The organism is Streptomyces sp. NPDC044061, from assembly GCF_056434305.1.
Map to the genome: position 1 here is coordinate 158,875 of NZ_JBWKFL010000018.1, position 14,543 is coordinate 173,417.

14 protein-coding genes are annotated in these 14,543 nt (G+C 72.1%); 10 read left to right on the plus strand and 4 right to left on the minus strand.

Annotated elements, in window-relative coordinates; genetic code table 11:
• Positions 1-13 precede the first annotated feature (13 nt).
• From AC07CM_RS28620 to AC07CM_RS28630, 3 genes are read left to right on the plus strand one after another with little or no spacing between them, the layout of a single operon-like run.
• Positions 14-1,594, plus strand: coding sequence for a peptidoglycan-binding protein (locus AC07CM_RS28620; RefSeq protein WP_478879322.1), 1,581 nt, complete (start codon positions 14-16; stop codon positions 1,592-1,594).
• A gap of 12 nt (positions 1,595-1,606) precedes the next feature.
• Complete coding sequence (locus AC07CM_RS28625; RefSeq protein WP_478879323.1) at positions 1,607-2,095, plus strand: protease inhibitor I42 family protein; 489 nt, start codon at positions 1,607-1,609, stop codon at positions 2,093-2,095.
• Positions 2,096-2,121: 26 nt separating this feature from the next.
• The gene (locus AC07CM_RS28630; RefSeq protein WP_478879324.1) at positions 2,122-2,520 is read left to right on the plus strand and encodes a hypothetical protein; all 399 of its coding nucleotides are present in this window, start codon (positions 2,122-2,124) and stop codon (positions 2,518-2,520) included.
• Here the strand turns inward: AC07CM_RS28630 and AC07CM_RS28635 are convergent.
• Positions 2,517-3,830, minus strand: a complete 1,314-nt coding sequence (locus AC07CM_RS28635) for a carotenoid oxygenase family protein (RefSeq protein ID WP_478879325.1) — start codon at positions 3,828-3,830, stop codon at positions 2,517-2,519. The genes AC07CM_RS28630 and AC07CM_RS28635 overlap by 4 nt on opposite strands.
• Complete coding sequence (locus tag AC07CM_RS28640; RefSeq protein ID WP_478879326.1) at positions 3,827-4,396, minus strand: hypothetical protein; 570 nt, start codon at positions 4,394-4,396, stop codon at positions 3,827-3,829. Before AC07CM_RS28640 ends, AC07CM_RS28635 begins: the two co-directional genes overlap by 4 nt.
• 131 nt (positions 4,397-4,527) lie before the next feature.
• Here AC07CM_RS28640 and AC07CM_RS28645 point away from each other — a divergent pair, with 131 nt between their 5' ends.
• A complete protein-coding gene (locus AC07CM_RS28645; protein WP_478879327.1) occupies positions 4,528-5,040 on the plus strand; it encodes a PadR family transcriptional regulator in 513 nt (170 codons plus the stop codon).
• Here AC07CM_RS28645 and AC07CM_RS28650 read toward each other — a convergent pair.
• Positions 5,033-6,415 carry a CehA/McbA family metallohydrolase gene (locus AC07CM_RS28650; RefSeq protein ID WP_478879392.1) on the minus strand — a complete coding sequence of 461 codons (1,383 nt, stop codon included), beginning with the start codon at positions 6,413-6,415 and terminating at the stop codon, positions 5,033-5,035. The genes AC07CM_RS28645 and AC07CM_RS28650 overlap by 8 nt on opposite strands.
• Positions 6,416-6,543: 128 nt before the next feature.
• On the opposite strand from AC07CM_RS28650, the gene AC07CM_RS28655 reads away from it, so the two are divergent.
• From AC07CM_RS28655 to AC07CM_RS28665, 3 genes are all read left to right on the plus strand, one after another.
• Positions 6,544-7,389: an LLM class F420-dependent oxidoreductase gene (locus tag AC07CM_RS28655; protein WP_478879328.1), complete on the plus strand. Its 846-nt coding sequence runs from the start codon at positions 6,544-6,546 to the stop codon at positions 7,387-7,389.
• A 145-nt stretch (positions 7,390-7,534) separates the two neighbouring features.
• Entirely contained in the window at positions 7,535-10,120 is a 2,586-nt protein-coding gene (locus AC07CM_RS28660) for a bifunctional FO biosynthesis protein CofGH (RefSeq protein WP_478879329.1), read from the plus strand.
• Positions 10,121-10,179: 59 nt separating this feature from the next.
• The gene (locus tag AC07CM_RS28665; protein WP_478879330.1) at positions 10,180-10,743 is read left to right on the plus strand and encodes a hypothetical protein; all 564 of its coding nucleotides are present in this window, start codon (positions 10,180-10,182) and stop codon (positions 10,741-10,743) included.
• Here AC07CM_RS28665 and AC07CM_RS28670 read toward each other — a convergent pair.
• Positions 10,736-11,269: a DUF2165 domain-containing protein gene (locus AC07CM_RS28670; protein ID WP_478879331.1), complete on the minus strand. Its 534-nt coding sequence runs from the start codon at positions 11,267-11,269 to the stop codon at positions 10,736-10,738. The genes AC07CM_RS28665 and AC07CM_RS28670 overlap by 8 nt on opposite strands.
• A gap of 428 nt (positions 11,270-11,697) precedes the next feature.
• Here AC07CM_RS28670 and AC07CM_RS28675 point away from each other — a divergent pair, with 428 nt between their 5' ends.
• From AC07CM_RS28675 to AC07CM_RS28685, 3 genes are all read left to right on the plus strand, one after another.
• A complete protein-coding gene (locus tag AC07CM_RS28675) occupies positions 11,698-12,477 on the plus strand; it encodes a helix-turn-helix domain-containing protein (RefSeq protein WP_478879332.1) in 780 nt (259 codons plus the stop codon).
• A gap of 378 nt (positions 12,478-12,855) precedes the next feature.
• A complete protein-coding gene (locus AC07CM_RS28680) occupies positions 12,856-13,332 on the plus strand; it encodes a TetR/AcrR family transcriptional regulator (protein ID WP_478879333.1) in 477 nt (158 codons plus the stop codon).
• 95 nt (positions 13,333-13,427) lie between these two features.
• The gene (locus AC07CM_RS28685) at positions 13,428-14,543 is read left to right on the plus strand and encodes an ADP-ribosylglycohydrolase family protein (RefSeq protein ID WP_478879334.1); all 1,116 of its coding nucleotides are present in this window, start codon (positions 13,428-13,430) and stop codon (positions 14,541-14,543) included.

Sequence of the window (14,543 nt, forward strand, 5' to 3'; positions counted from 1 at the left end):
GGGGCCGCACGCGATGACGACGGAGGACACCACCGACCGCCGCAAGCGGCTCGACGGCCTGAGCAAGCGCATCTCCTCGGCCGACAGCAAGAACGACCTGATCGACGCGATCGACGACGCACTCGCCGTCTCCGCGCCGATGGGCGACCACGCGACGCTGGAATCACTGGCCAAGACCTATCGCGGCCAGGCCGACGACGCCACCCGCCTGCGTGAGCGCGTCGACAAGGTGGCCCGCAAGGGCCTGCCGGAGGTGTGGGTCGGCGAGACGAGCGTCCTCGCCGCCAACGTCGTGGCCGCCTCCGGCCGGGACGCGCAGGCGATGGCCGACGCGTTCGAGGGCGGCGGCAAGGCGCTGCTGACGCTCGCCGACTCGGTCAAGGAGGCGCAGACGCAGGACGGCGGCGGCCGGGCCAAGCTGCAGCAGGCGCGGACGATGCTCGGCGGCAAGGACGGCTTCTTCGACGACTGGTACGAGGACGACGACGAGGAGAGCGCCCGGCTGAAAGCCCGCTCCCTCGCCTCCGCGGGCGTCGACCTGCGGCACAAGGCCGCCGTCAAGGCGGACGACGCCGCCCGCGCCGCGGCCCGGGACCTCAACAAGTGGGCCTCGGAGGCGCGCGCCGGAAAGCTGGACACCAAGGGGCTGACCGCGGCGGACCGGCTGGCGCTCGCCGACACCAGCAACGTGGGTGGCGATCCCGAGCTGAACGAGATCCTCACCGCCAACGACCTCGAACGCTCCGGCCGCGCCATGCGGAAGCTCTCGCCCGCCGACCGGACCCGGCTGGACGAGCTCCTGGCCGGCGCCTCGACGCCGCAGGAGAAGGCGTACCTGATGAAGGCCCTCGCCGCCGGCTACTCCGTCGACGAGGTCGAGACGTTCGACGGCAAGATCCACGGCAAGGACGAGGTGTGGCTTCGGGAGCACCTGGCGCCGGTGTCGACGAACAACAAGCCGTCGGACACCGGCCAGGAGAGCCAGGACTTCCGCGGCAAGCTGTGGGACCAGGACGGCGAGACCTGCGTGCCCTCCTCCACCGTCACCGCGCGTGCCATCGTGGACCCCGTGTACGCCCTGTCGCTGACCGGCGGCCCCGACGGCACGGACGACGACCCGGAGCACTTCCGCAAGCGCCTGACCGACGAGCAGCTGCGCATGCACGAGGAGGGCGACGGAGACAACGCCGGCTGGTGGTGGGACGAGCATCCGGACGGCATGGACAAGGACGGGCAGGTGGAGATCTCCAACGACGAGCTCAGCCCGCACACCGGCGACCACTACGAGGCCCAGAACATGGGCGGCCAGGACGACCGGCGCGACGTGCTGCCCGACATCGAGAAGTCCGTCGCCGAGGGCAAGCCCGTGCCCATCAACATCGAGCGGTACGACGAGAACGGCGACCGGCACGGCCACAGCATGATGATCATCGGCCAGGAGGGGGACAGGCTCCAGATCTACAACCCGTGGGGCGTCACCACCTGGGTCAGCGAAGAGGACTTCATCAGCGGTGACCTCAGCGCGGCCGCGGACGACCGCTACGCGGCCGCACACAAGGGCAACGTCGACACCGTCTACATCCAGCAGAACTGAGCGACCGTGAACATGCGCACCGTACTGACCCCGCTGGCCGCCGCCGCGGCCGGAGTCCTCCTCCTGACCGGCTGCGGCTCTTCGGGGGGAGCCGATGAGTACGGCACCGAGAAGCGTGCCGTCACGGTGGACGTGGGGGACGAGTTCACCCTGAAGGTGCCGGCGAATCCCGCGCTCGGGCAGAACTGGTACCTGGCCGAGCCCCGGCCGGACGCGAACGTGCTGAAGTACCGGGGCAAGCGGGAAGAGGAGGAGGGCAGCGACAACACCGGCGGTGGCGACGGCACCCAGTTCTTCGACTTCACGGCACGCAAGCCCGGCAAGGCCACCGTGAGGCTCCTGCACTGCCCCATGGGCAGCTGCCACAGCGGCACCGAGTCGGCGGCTCCGCTACCGAGCGCGACCGCCTCCGGCAAGGCCTCGACGAGCCCGTACCCGACCGCGACGGGCACACCGGACGACAGACCGGCGTTCTTCGTCTACACGATCACGGTCCGCTGACCACCCGAGAACCGGAAGCGTTCCCCATGCCCTCCGCACCCCGCACCGACGACGAGGTCCTCGCCACCACCGACGTGGCCGTCCTGCTCCGCTACGGCCTCACCCAGGACGCCTTCCGCACCGCCCTGTTCGGTGACGGCGCCGTCGCGGCCGCCGTCACCCTGGACCGGCTCGGCGTGGTGCCGCGCTCGGTGTCGTACGTCGCGAAGGTCGTCCGCGCCGGCGGTCTGCGCTACGCCGCCGAGCTGCCCGAGCCGCTGCCGTCCCGGGAGGCGTCCGCGCTGCTGCGGGACTGGCTGGAGACAGCCCTGCAGCTCGCGGACACCCCCGAGGGCGAGACACGCACCGCCCGCTGGCTGGACACGGTCGCCGAGATCCAGGGCCTGCGCCGGGACGCCCGCACCCGGCCCTCGGACGCCCCTTAGCCCTCCCCGTCCGCCAGCCAGTTGCCGTGGAAACCGAAGGGGACCCGGGTCGGCAGGTGGACCGTGGCGACCGGGGGCGCCGCGAGGTCGTCTGCGGCCAGGACGACCAGGTCGCTGCGGTCGGTGGCGGCGTCGTGGACGTACGTCAGCAGCCAGCCGGGGCCGCCGGGCGCCCCGTCGGCGGGGGCGAACGCCGCCTCCCCGGGCGTGCGGCCGGGGCCGAAGTCGTGGGCGGTGGCGGCGCCGGTGCCCAGGTCGTAGCGGACCAGTGAGGTGCCGCAGGTGACGTGCCCGTGGCGGGAGTCGAGGCCGGTGAGGCGGTCGTCGACGCGCGGGAACTCGCCCGGGCGGTCGTCGATCTGCTCCTCGCGGACCGTGCCGGCGGCCGGGTCGACCGTCCACTTCCACAGGACGGCCTGCTGCGGCACGGTGCCGCCGTCCGCGTCGCGCCGCCACATCTCCGGATAGCGCATCACGTGCAGCACGATCGTGCCGTCGGGCGCGTCGTGGGCGTTGAGCGAGTGGAAGACGTAGCACGGGTCGACCGGGAACCAGCGGACCTCGCCGTACGGGTCGTCGCGCCGCAGCACGCCGAGCCGGGCGCCGTATCCGTCGTCCCAGCTGTACGGCATCGTCCCGCCGCTCAGGGCGAGTTCGACGTCGAAGACGACCGGCAGGTCCATGAAGACGACGTGGTCGGCGGTGAGCGCGAAGTCGTGCAGCATGGTCGGCCCGGGCACCTCGACGGGCCGGCTGATCACCAACTCGCCGCCGGCGTCGGCCCGGTGGTAGGTGAGGTGGGTGGACTCCACCATCCCGTAGCCGAAGAAGTGCAGTTCGCCGGTGGCCGGGCAGGTCTTCGGATGGGCCGTCATCGCGGTTCCCAGCCGACCGCCGAAGTCGTAGGGGCCCTTGGTGTCGAGGTCGCAGGTCAGCTCGTAGGGCAGGGCCGTCTCGACCAGGGCGAGGGTGCGGCCGGCGTGCCGGACGACGTGGGTGTTGGCCGCTCCGGCGGTGAGGTCCCGCCTGCCCTGGTCGTCGTACATCCGCGCACCCCCGGTGAACCGGGTGGTGCGCACCCAGCGGTTGCGGTAGGACACGGCGCGCCCGTTCTCGAGCCGGACTCCGTGCACCATGCCGTCGCCGAAGAACCAGTGCCCGGAGGCGGCGTCGGCCGGGTTGGGGCCGTTGCGCAGGTACCAGCCGGCCAGCTCGGGCGGGATCGTGCCGGTCACCGGCAGGTCGTGCGCGGTCAGTTCCTCGGCCACGGGGGCGTAGTTGCCGGAGAGGTGCCTGGGCGCGGCGGTCACCGGGTCACCTGCCCGGCGGCCTGGGCCTTCGCCTGGACGTGGGCGACGTAGCGGACGGTGAAGACCATCGGGACGGCGAAGCCGGCGATCTGGACGAGGGTCGCGGGCGTCGAGTGGGCGTGCCCGGCGTGCGCCAGCACGGCGAGGACCACGGCGGTCAGGGCGAAGGCGGCGGTCCACACGGCCGTGATGACGACGTTCGTCCGGATGAACGGCTTCAGGCCCCAGAACTCGCGCGGGGTGGTGCGCTTGGCGATGCCCAGGGTGAACGGCCGGCCGATGGCCAGCGAGACGCCGGCGATGAGGGCGAGCGTGGCGGAGGACAGGGGCGCGGAGTAGTCGTGCACTCCCGAGTGCGGGTCGGCGAAGGCGACGGCGGTGAGGACGGCGAAGAAGACCGCCGAGCCGAGTTCGATGACGAGTGCGTCGAAACCGGTGCCCGACCGCCTCTCCTGGGCGGTGATCCCCACGGCGGCCACCAGGGCGGCCAGGGCGCCCCACTGCCAGTTCCCCGAGGGGACGACGGCGAAGACGATCCACGGCAGGAATGTGCGCAGGTACGACATGTGGGTTCCCCGATTTTCTGGTCGTGGTGCGTCGCGTTGTGCTCTGGTCGCTGTCGAGCTTCCCCTCTCGACATGTCAAAAGTAGAAGGTCGTCTCGTGACATGTCAACAGTGGAAGGTAGAGTGGAGCGCATGAGTCTCAAGCACGCACTGCTCGGCCTGCTCTCGGAGCGTCCCGCCAGCGGCTACGACCTGCTGAAGACGTTCGAGACCTCGCTGGCCAACGTCTGGCCGGCGACCCAGAGCCAGATCTACACCGAGCTGACCAAGCTGGCGGGCACCGGACTGATCACGGTGGCCGCCGAGGGCCCGCGCGGCCGCAAGGAGTACGCACTCACCGACGAGGGACTGGCCGAGCTGCGCCACTGGCTGACCGAGACCAGGCCCCAGCGCAACACGCGCAGCGACATCCTGCTGCGGGTCTTCTTCCTCGGCGTGCTGCGTCCCGAGCAGGCGCGCTCGTACCTGACCGAGCTGACCGAGATGTCCCGGCAGGGCCACGAGCAGCTGCGGCAGCTGGCCGACTCCATCGACTGGGACGACGACAACCTCTCGGTCTACGGCCGCATCGCCCTGGAGTACGGCCTGCGCTTCAACGCGATGCGGCAGGAATGGGCCGAGTGGGCGGCGGCCCAGATCAAGTAGCGCCGAGGAACACGGGGTTGGTGAACGCGGCCATGGCTCCCGGTACCGGGCCCAGCGCCGTCTCGTGCCGCACCTCCGCCCGTACGTAGGCCGCGTACGCCGGTGTCGTGCGCCACTCGACCACGCCCGCGCCCGACACCGGCAGCGGTTCGCTCGTGAACAGCACACCCTGGTCGGTGACGAACCGGACCGAGCAGCGCGGGACGCCGGAGACCTCCAGACGCACCGTCACCGGGGTGTCGCCGGGGGCCGCCAGCCGCTCGCCGATCCCGGCCCGCCGGCCGTCCGCGCCGATGGCGGTGAAAGCGAGGGTCACGTGCTGGGACTCGGCCACGTACGAGCGGCCCGCGCGCAGCCCGTCCTGGATCGCCTCGCGGGTCAGGTCCTCGGCCAGGACGACCGTCTGGGGCATGCCGACCGTGTCCGGGTCACGGTGGGCGTCACTGTCGCCCATCGCCGGCAGCCACGCCCGGTTCCGGCGCACGGACGCGACGAGGAGGGCGTCCCAGGAGGCCAGGGCGACCTCGTCGTCGGGTGTGTACGGCCCGTTCCACACCTCGACCGCGTCCGCCTCCGCGAATCCGAACTTCCAGGCGCAGCCGACGCAGGTGGCGTGCGGGTGGGCGGGCACGACCAGGCCGCCGGCCCGGCGGATCTCCCGGGCGAAGTGTCCCCAGCGGTTGTCCCGGGCCCGGTAGCGCCAGTCGACGAAGGTGCCCGGCTCGGTCCCGAGGGCCAGCACGTGGCCGTTCCTCGTGGTGACCTCCTCACCCAGCATGACCAGCAGGTCGTCGCCCGCCGCGTCGGCCCAGTGGGCGTGCGAGGACGTCGTGTTGTGCTCGGAGCTGTTGATGAAGTCCAGGCCGGCCGCGCGGGCCAGCGCCGCGATCTCGGCCGGGGTGCGGCGGCCGTCGGAGTGCCAGGAGTGCAGGTGGCAGTCCCCCCGGTACCAGGACCGGCCCCGGCCGCGGGCCCGGGAGGGCGGGTACACCGGCGCCGGTGACGTACCGGGATCCCCTCGCGTGAGCGTGACCGTCACCTCGTACGACAGCCCCTGCGGCGCGACCGTGTAGGGGCCCAGCGCGATGTGCCAGGTGCCGGGGGTGAGCGGACCGGGCAGATAGCCGGGCGTCGCCTCGTCCGCCCGCACGAAGAACTCGGTGCGGGCACCGCCCGACCAGCCCCTGAAGCCCCGGCCGCCCAGCTCGACACCGCGTTCGTCGAACAGCCCGATGTCGAGGGCGTTGCCGGTGGCGCCGGGCGGCACGGAGGGTTTGTCGTAGGTGTAGGAGACCTTCAACTCGCCGGTTCCGGGCGTCACTTCGAAGGGAAGGTAGACATAGTCCGGGGAGCCCGGTGTCAGGGTGCCGCGCATCGTCGTCACACCGTCAACGTAGGCCAATCGCCAAGGCGCGGGGAACCGCGGAGACAAGCCATGGCGCACTTGCGAAGTGCCGACCGGTCGGTATCGACAGTTGAGGCGGCACCCGGTACAGATGACCCATGCGCATCGCCGTCACGATCTTCCTCACCGACGAGACGGTCGCCCCGACCCGTCTCGCCCGCGAACTCGAGCAGCGCGGCTACGCCGGGCTGTACCTGCCCGAACACACCCACATCCCGGTCGAGCGGACCAGCCCGTACCCGGTCGGCGGCGAGCTGCCGCGCGAGTACGGCCGTACCCTCGACCCCTTCGTCGCGCTCGGCCAGGCCGCGGCCGTGACCGAGCGGCTGGGCCTCGGCACCGGGGTCACGCTGGTCGCCCAGCACGACCCGATCGCCCTGGCCAAGCAGATCGCCACCCTCGACCATCTCTCCGGTGGCCGCTTCACCCTCGGACTCGGCTTCGGCTGGAACGTCGAGGAGGCCGCCGACCACGGGGTGGAGTGGCGCAGCCGCCGGGAGCTGGTCCGGGACCGGATGGGCCTCATGCGGGCCCTGTGGTCCGAGGAACCGGTGGGCCATGAGGGCGAGTTCGCGGGCGTGCGGCCCAGCTTCGCCTTCCCCAAGCCCACGCAGAAGCCGCGCGGACCGGTCGTCGGCCCCCGCACCCTCGTCGGCGGTGCGGCCGGGCCCAAGCTGTTCGCGCACATCGCCGAGTCCGCCGACGGCTGGCTGCCGATCGGCGGACGCGGGCTCACCGAGTCGCTGCCGGTGCTGCGATCCGTCTGGACGGACGCCGGCCGCGACCCGGCCGCGCTCCAGATCGTCCCGTACGCGGTCCTGCCGACCCCGGGCAAGCTCGCGCACTATGCGGAGTTGGGCATCGGAGAGGTTGTGCTCCAGCTGCCGTCGGCGGAGGAGAAGGAGGTGCTGCGGGTGCTGGACGGGTACGCCGAGTACTTGTAGGCGAGGGGTGCCGACAGCCGGCTCAGGGACGCGGGGAACCGCCGCGACCAGCCGGGACGGACCCGCGACGGGCAACGCACCGCACCCCCGAGCCGGCTCCCCGACCTCGCTGAACCGGCGGGGAGCCCCTACGTATGCTCAAGAGATGACGACTTCCGCGACCTCCGGAACCGGCCCCACCGAGAACTCCATGCGTCGCGCCCTCAAACGTGCCCGGGACGGCGTCGCCCTCGACGTCTCCGAGGCGGCGGTGCTCCTCCAGGCCCGCGGCGAAGCCCTCACCGACCTCGCCGCGTCGGCCGCCCGCGTGCGGGACGCGGGCCTTCGGGCGGCGGGCAGACCCGGTGTCATCACCTATTCGAAGAGCGTCTTCATCCCCCTCACCCGGCTGTGCCGGGACAAGTGCCACTACTGCACCTTCGTCACCGTCCCCGGCAAGCTCCGCCGGGCCGGCCACGGGATGTTCATGTCCCCCGACGAAGTCCTCGACATCGCCCGCAAGGGCGCCTCCCTCGGCTGCAAGGAAGCCCTGATCACCCTCGGCGACAAGCCCGAGGACCGCTGGCCGGAGGCGCGCGAGTGGCTGGACGCGCACGGCTACGACGACACCATCGCCTACGTCCGCGCCGTCTCCATCCGCATCCTGGAGGAGACGGGCCTGCTGCCCCACCTCAACCCCGGCGTCATGACCTGGACGGACTTCCAGCGTCTGAAGCCGGTCGCGCCGAGCATGGGCATGATGCTGGAGACGACCGCCGAGCGGCTCTGGTCGCAGCCCGGCGGCCCCCACCACGGCTCCCCGGACAAGGAACCCGCCGTACGCCTGCGGGTGCTGGAGGACGCGGGCCGCTCCTCCGTCCCGTTCACCTCCGGACTGCTGATCGGCATCGGCGAGACCCACGAGGAGCGCGCCGAGTCCCTCTTCGCCCTCCGCAAGGTCTCCCGGGCGTACCACGGCATCCAGGAACTGATCATCCAGAACTTCCGCGCCAAGCCGGACACGGCGATGCGCGGCATGCCGGACGCCGAACTGGACGAGCTGGTCGCGACGGTGGCCGTGGCCCGGCACATCATGGGCCCGAGCGCCTGCCTCCAGGCGCCGCCGAACCTCGTGGACGCCGAGTACGAGCGGCTGATCGGCGCCGGCATCGACGACTGGGGCGGGGTGTCGCCCCTGACCATCGACCACGTCAACCCCGAACGCCCCTGGCCGCAGATCGAGGAACTCACCGAGCGCTCCCGCGCCGCCGGCTTCGAGCTGCGCGAACGGCTCTGCGTCTACCCGGAGTTCGTCCGCCGCGGCGAGCCGTGGCTGGACCCGCGCCTGCGCCCGCACGTCAGCGCGCTCGCCGACCCGGAGACCGGTCTCGCGCGTCCGGACGCGGTGGTCGAGGGCCGCCCGTGGCAGGAGCCCGAGGAGGCGTTCGTGGCCACCGGCCGCACCGACCTCCACCACACCGTCGACACCGAGGGCCGTACCTCCGACCGGCGCGACGACTTCGACGAGGTGTACGGCGACTGGGAGGCGCTGCGCGAGGCGGCGGCCCCCGGCATGGCACCGGAGCGGATCGACACGGACGTACGGCAGGCGCTGCGCACGGCGGCCGACGACCCGACCCGCCTGACCGACGCCGAGGCCCTGGCCCTGTTCCACGCCGACGGCCCGGCGCTGGACGCGCTGTGCCGGGTCGCGGACGACGTGCGGCGATCGGCGGTGGGCGACGACGTGACGTACATCGTCACGCGCAACATCAACTTCACCAACGTCTGTTACACGGGCTGCCGCTTCTGCGCCTTCGCCCAGCGCAGGACGGACGCGGACGCGTACACGCTGTCCCTGGAGCAGGTGGCGGACCGCGCCCAGCAGGCCTGGGAGGTCGGCGCGGTCGAGGTGTGCATGCAGGGGGGCATCCACCCCGACCTGCCCGGGACGGCGTACTTCGACATCGCGAAGGCGGTCAGGGAGCGCGTCCCCGGCATGCACGTCCACGCCTTCTCGCCGATGGAGGTGGTGAACGGCGCGACCAGGACGGGCCTGTCGATCCGGGAGTGGCTGTCCGCCGCCAAGGAGGCCGGCCTGGACTCCATCCCGGGTACGGCGGCGGAGATCCTGGACGACGAGGTCCGCTGGGTGCTGACCAAGGGCAAGTTGCCGGCGGCGACATGGATCGAGGTGATCACGACGGCGCACGAGCTGGGCATCCGCTCCTCCTCCACGATGATGTACGGCCATGTGGACCAGCCCCGCCACTGGCTCGGCCACCTGCGCACGCTGGCCGGTGTCCAGCGGCGGACGGGCGGCTTCACGGAGTTCGTGACGCTCCCCTTCATCCACACCAACGCCCCGGTGTACCTGGCCGGCATCGCGCGCCCGGGCCCCACGACCCGGGACAACAGGGCGGTGACGGCGATGGCACGGCTGCTCCTGCACCCCTACATCCCGAACATTCAGACAAGTTGGGTCAAACTGGGCGCCGAGGGCGCGGCGGAGATGCTCCGCTCCGGGGCGAACGACCTGGGCGGCACGCTGATGGAGGAGACCATCTCCCGCATGGCGGGCTCCTCGTACGGCTCCTACAAGTCGATCCGCGACCTGGTGGCCGTGGCCGAGGCGGCCGGCCGCCCGGCGAAGCCCCGTACGACCCTGTACGGCGAGGTGCCCGGGGAACGGCGGCGGGCGGCGGAGGCCTCCGACGGGCACCTGCCGGAGCTGCTGCCCGTCCTGGACTGAGTACGATGATCCGACCCCCGATCCGAGCCGGGGCCCCGTAGCGGAGGAGATGCGTACCCGTGGCTGCCCGACTGCCCTCGTGGGCCTGGGTCTCCGGTCTGACGGCGGGGGCGACCGCAGCCGTCGTCGCCCTCGCCGTACAGGCGGAACACGGGCCGCGTCCCACGGCCGCGACGGCGCGACCGAGCGCGTCGGCCTCGGCGACCGCGCACCCGTCCGCCTCCCCGAAGCCCTCGGCGCCGCCCGGACTGCCCGGGCAGTCCGGCACGGGGCGCCGGATCGTGTACTCCCTCGGCGAGAAGCGGGTGTGGCTGGTCGACGCGACCGGCAGGGCAGGCCGCAGCTTCACGGTGTGGCCGGGCACGGTGAGCCCGCAGCCCGGCCGCTACTCGGTCATCCAGCGCGTGCAGTCCATCAAGGGTTCCGACGGCGTCGAGATCGAGCACGTCATGTACTTCACCCTGGTGTCCGGCGTGAACATAGCCTTCTCCAATGCCCTCGACGGCTCCTCGCCGCCGCCCGCGAACGGCCTGAGGACCGGCGGCATCCGCCTCCACAAGGCCGACGGAGCCGCGCTGTGGTCCTTCGGCGACCGGGGCACCAGGGTGACCGTGGTCAAATAGCGTCCCGCCGCGCCCCCGGCAGCTGGTTCACGATCAGTGCCACCCCGCTGAGCAGGAACACCCGGGTCGCCGCGTCCAGCCCGTTCCAGGTCTTCGACTGCCACATGGCGAACCACTCCCCGCCGATGGCGATGAACCCCGCGCCGAAGAGCAGCACGAGCATCAGCAGTCCGTAGGTGGAGAACCGCCGCGCCCGGTCGAGGTCCCGCCGCGCCCAGAGCCAGGTTCCCCAGCCGAGGACGAGGGCCGAGACGGTCTCCCAGACGATGATCGCGACGTAGGCGGTGTCCTGGAGCACGGTACCGGTGATGGCCCGCCACATCAGGTCGTCGTCCTTGAAGGTGGTGTCCATCGCCAGCACGTGCCGCACGAACTGCTGGTTCGTCCCGAAGTCGGTGATGTTCCCGAGGGCGACGAGCGCTATGTAGAGGGCGAGGACACCGGTGAGCACACCGGCGGCGAGCGGCACGGCGCTACCCGAGGTACGGCTGGTGTCGGCAGTGGTGGGAGTGGGGGTGGTGGTCATGGCTGGATTCTCCCCCGCGGGAACCCGACTTCTCCCGTGCGCATTGCGCCAGAATCACACCTGCTTCACGCCGAGTTCGCCCTGGCCGACGCCCGGGTCGACCGGATCCCGCGCGTCCCGGACCCGGTGGACGGGACGCCGGCCGTAGGTGACCGGTCGTGGCCGCCTGCGCGAACCGGCACCGGGACGCGGCGGGCCACGACCCGGTGGCTCCCGACGCAAAAGACCAAAGAACCGGGGAAAGAACCGAACCCGCCCCCACCGCCCCCGTCGATCACCCGCCGGAGTGAATATGCCCAACGCAACTGGCGCGGCGGGGCAGTTGTGGTGCAACGTCAGCCGCAACAACCGCAGACATGTAATCGGCCCTCGCCGGGACTGCCATCCCACTGCGAGGGCCTGATCACCAAGGAAGAAAGCACCTTCCCGTGACTGAGAAGCAGCGTAACGCGCCCGCGCGCCCGAAGACCCGGCATTCCTCCGGCGTCACCCACGTGAACGAGCCCCACCACGACAACTTCACCGTGATCGGCAACCACTTGGCCCAGCACCCGGAGCTGTCGCTGACGGCGATCGGCCTGGCGACGCACATCCAGTCGCTGCCCGAGGGCACCCCGATCGGCATCAAGGCGCTGGCGGCGAAGTTCCGCGAGGGCGAGATCCGGATCGCGGCGGCGCTGCGCGAGCTCGAGGAGTACGGGTACCTCTCACGCACCAAGGAGCGTCTTCAATCCGGACAAGTGACGACCCGGACGACCTCCTTCAACAAGCCTCGTCTCGCCGTGGCCGCAGCCGCTCCACCGGCGCCGGCCGAGGCCGACGGGCCCACCCCGTCACCGCACCGCACGGACGTGACCGACCTGCTGGCCGGCCTGCGCGCCCACGACTCCCGCCTGCTCCTCACCGAACGGGACGTACGCCGCCTGGCACCGTCCGTCTCCGAGTGGCTGGACCGGGGCGTACCGCCCACCGCCGTGGTACGAACCCTGACGACAGGCCTGCCGCAGGACCCGATCAAGCACCCCGCGGCCTTCCTGTCCCACCGTCTGACCACCCAACTGCCCCCGCACCTGCCCGTCCCCACGCCCCGTCCGGCACAGCCGCTCCCTGCCCCGCTCCAGACCTGCGACGGCTGTGACCGAGCCTTCCGCGCCCCTCACCCGGGCCGGTGCCGCGACTGCCGAGTGTCGTCCACGGCCGTGGCATGAGTGCTGCGTCACCGGCGTACCGGCGAGTCCATCGGTACCGTACGAGGACACCCGAGTGCCGAGTATGTCACGGGAGGGCTGCCACAGGGCGTGGTGGCAGAAGTGGAGCGACTCGCGGTCGAACTGGTCGCGAGGGCGGCCTGCGCGAGTTCGACATCCTCGGCGGGCGCGGCTTTCACCAGCTTTCTCGCCGTGCCTCGCCACGAGCGCGTCCACGTCTGCAACATCACCTGGTACGGCTGCCCCGCACCGACGCCCTTCAGCGTCCCACCGCTCCCCCTGTCACCACCGGCCGCACCTTCTTCAGCATGAGGTTCAGGAACTGGTCGGGGTGGCGGAAGGCCACGAAGTGGCCGGCGTCGCTGATGAGGGTTGTCCATGAGCAGGGTGGCGGGCGAGTTCGGGGTGTCGGCCATGGCGCTGTACCGCTACGTCCCCGGCAAGAGCGAGCTCGTCGAGCTGATGGTGGAAGAGGTGCTCGCCGAGGCCCCCGTCCTCTCGGGCGTGCCGGAGGCGGACTGGCGGGCGGCCGTGCGGGAGTGGAGCTGGCTGGACACGGCCCTCGCCGCCCTGGAGCCGACGGGACTGGGCGGCGCCCAGCGGCACCAGATCTTCCTGCTCCTCGTCGGTCACGTCCGCAATCTCGCCCAGCAGCGGCGTGACCAGGACGAGGAGCACGACCGGGAGTGGAACCGGCTCACCGGCGAACTGCTCGCCCGGCACGCCGACCGCTTCCCGGCCCTCACCAAGGCCGTCTCCGAGGGCGCCTTCGATCCGGCCGGTGTCGACCCGCTCGACTTCGGCCTGGACCGGATCCTCGACGGAGTCGATGCGCTCATAGCTGTACGGGAATGACCCCGCACGGTCGATTTGCCCCCGTGAACCGACCGTCCGTGGTCGATTACAGTGCTGGGCGTCGTACGTACGGGCGGTGCCGGGAGGAGGTCTGGATGGGTGCGACAACCGGTGCCGTCTGGGGCCGCGCCGAGCAGCAGGACTTCCGCAGCAGGGTGCGCGGCACCCTGCTCGGGGTGGCCGTCGGCGACGCGCTCGGCGGGCCCGCCGACGCGCTCGCCCTGGACGAGATCCGTTCCGTCCACGGCCCGGAGGGGCTGCTCGACCCGGCCTTCGGCCACGGCCGGCGCGGTACGGTCACGCACCACACCCAGCTCACCCTCTTCACGGTGGACGGGCTGATCCGCGCCCAGGTGCGCCGCGACACCGGCGCCTGGCACCCGCCGACCGATCTGCACCGCGCCTATCTGCGGTGGGCGGCCACGCAGCGGGACTGGGGGCCCGACGAGCGCCGCAAGGACGACGGGTGGCTGGCGCGGGAGGAGTGGCTGTACGCCCGGCGCGAGCCGACCCGGTCGCTGCTGGCCGGCTTCGGGGACGACACCATGGGCACGCTGGAGACCCCGAAGAACCCCGGTGAGCTGGGCCCGGAGGCCGTTGCCCGGTCCGCGCCCTTCGGCCTCCTGGTCGGCTGGGAGCCGCAACTCGTCGCCCAGCTCGCCGTGGAGTGCGCCGCACAGACCCACGGCCATCCCATCGCCTACCTCTCGGCGGGCGCGTACGCCGTCATCGTGCACGGCCTCGCCCGGGGCGAGAGCCTGGACGGCGCCGTGCAGCGGGCCCTCTCCCTGCTCGCCGCCCGCCCCGGCCACCAGCCGGTCTCCGACGCCCTCCAGCACGCGCTCGGCGCCGTACGGCAGGGCCTGCCCGGCCCGGCCCGGGTGGAGGAGCTGGCCGGCGACGGCACGGCGGACGGGCTGCTGGCCGCGTCCGTGTACTGCGCGCTGGTGGGCGAGGACGTACGGCACGGCCTGTGCCTCGCGGTGAACCAGAGCGGTCCCTCGGCGGCGGCCGGCACCCTCACCGGCGGCCTCCTCGGCGCCCTGCACGGCGAAACGGCCCTCCCGCCGGCCTGGCTGGCCGAACTGGAGGGCCGCCCCACGATCCTCGAACTCGCCGACGACTTCGCGATGGAGATGACCCAGGGCCCCGCTCTGCACGGCCCCGCCGGGTCGTCCCCGGGGTGGCTGGCCCGCTATCCGCGGGCGTGA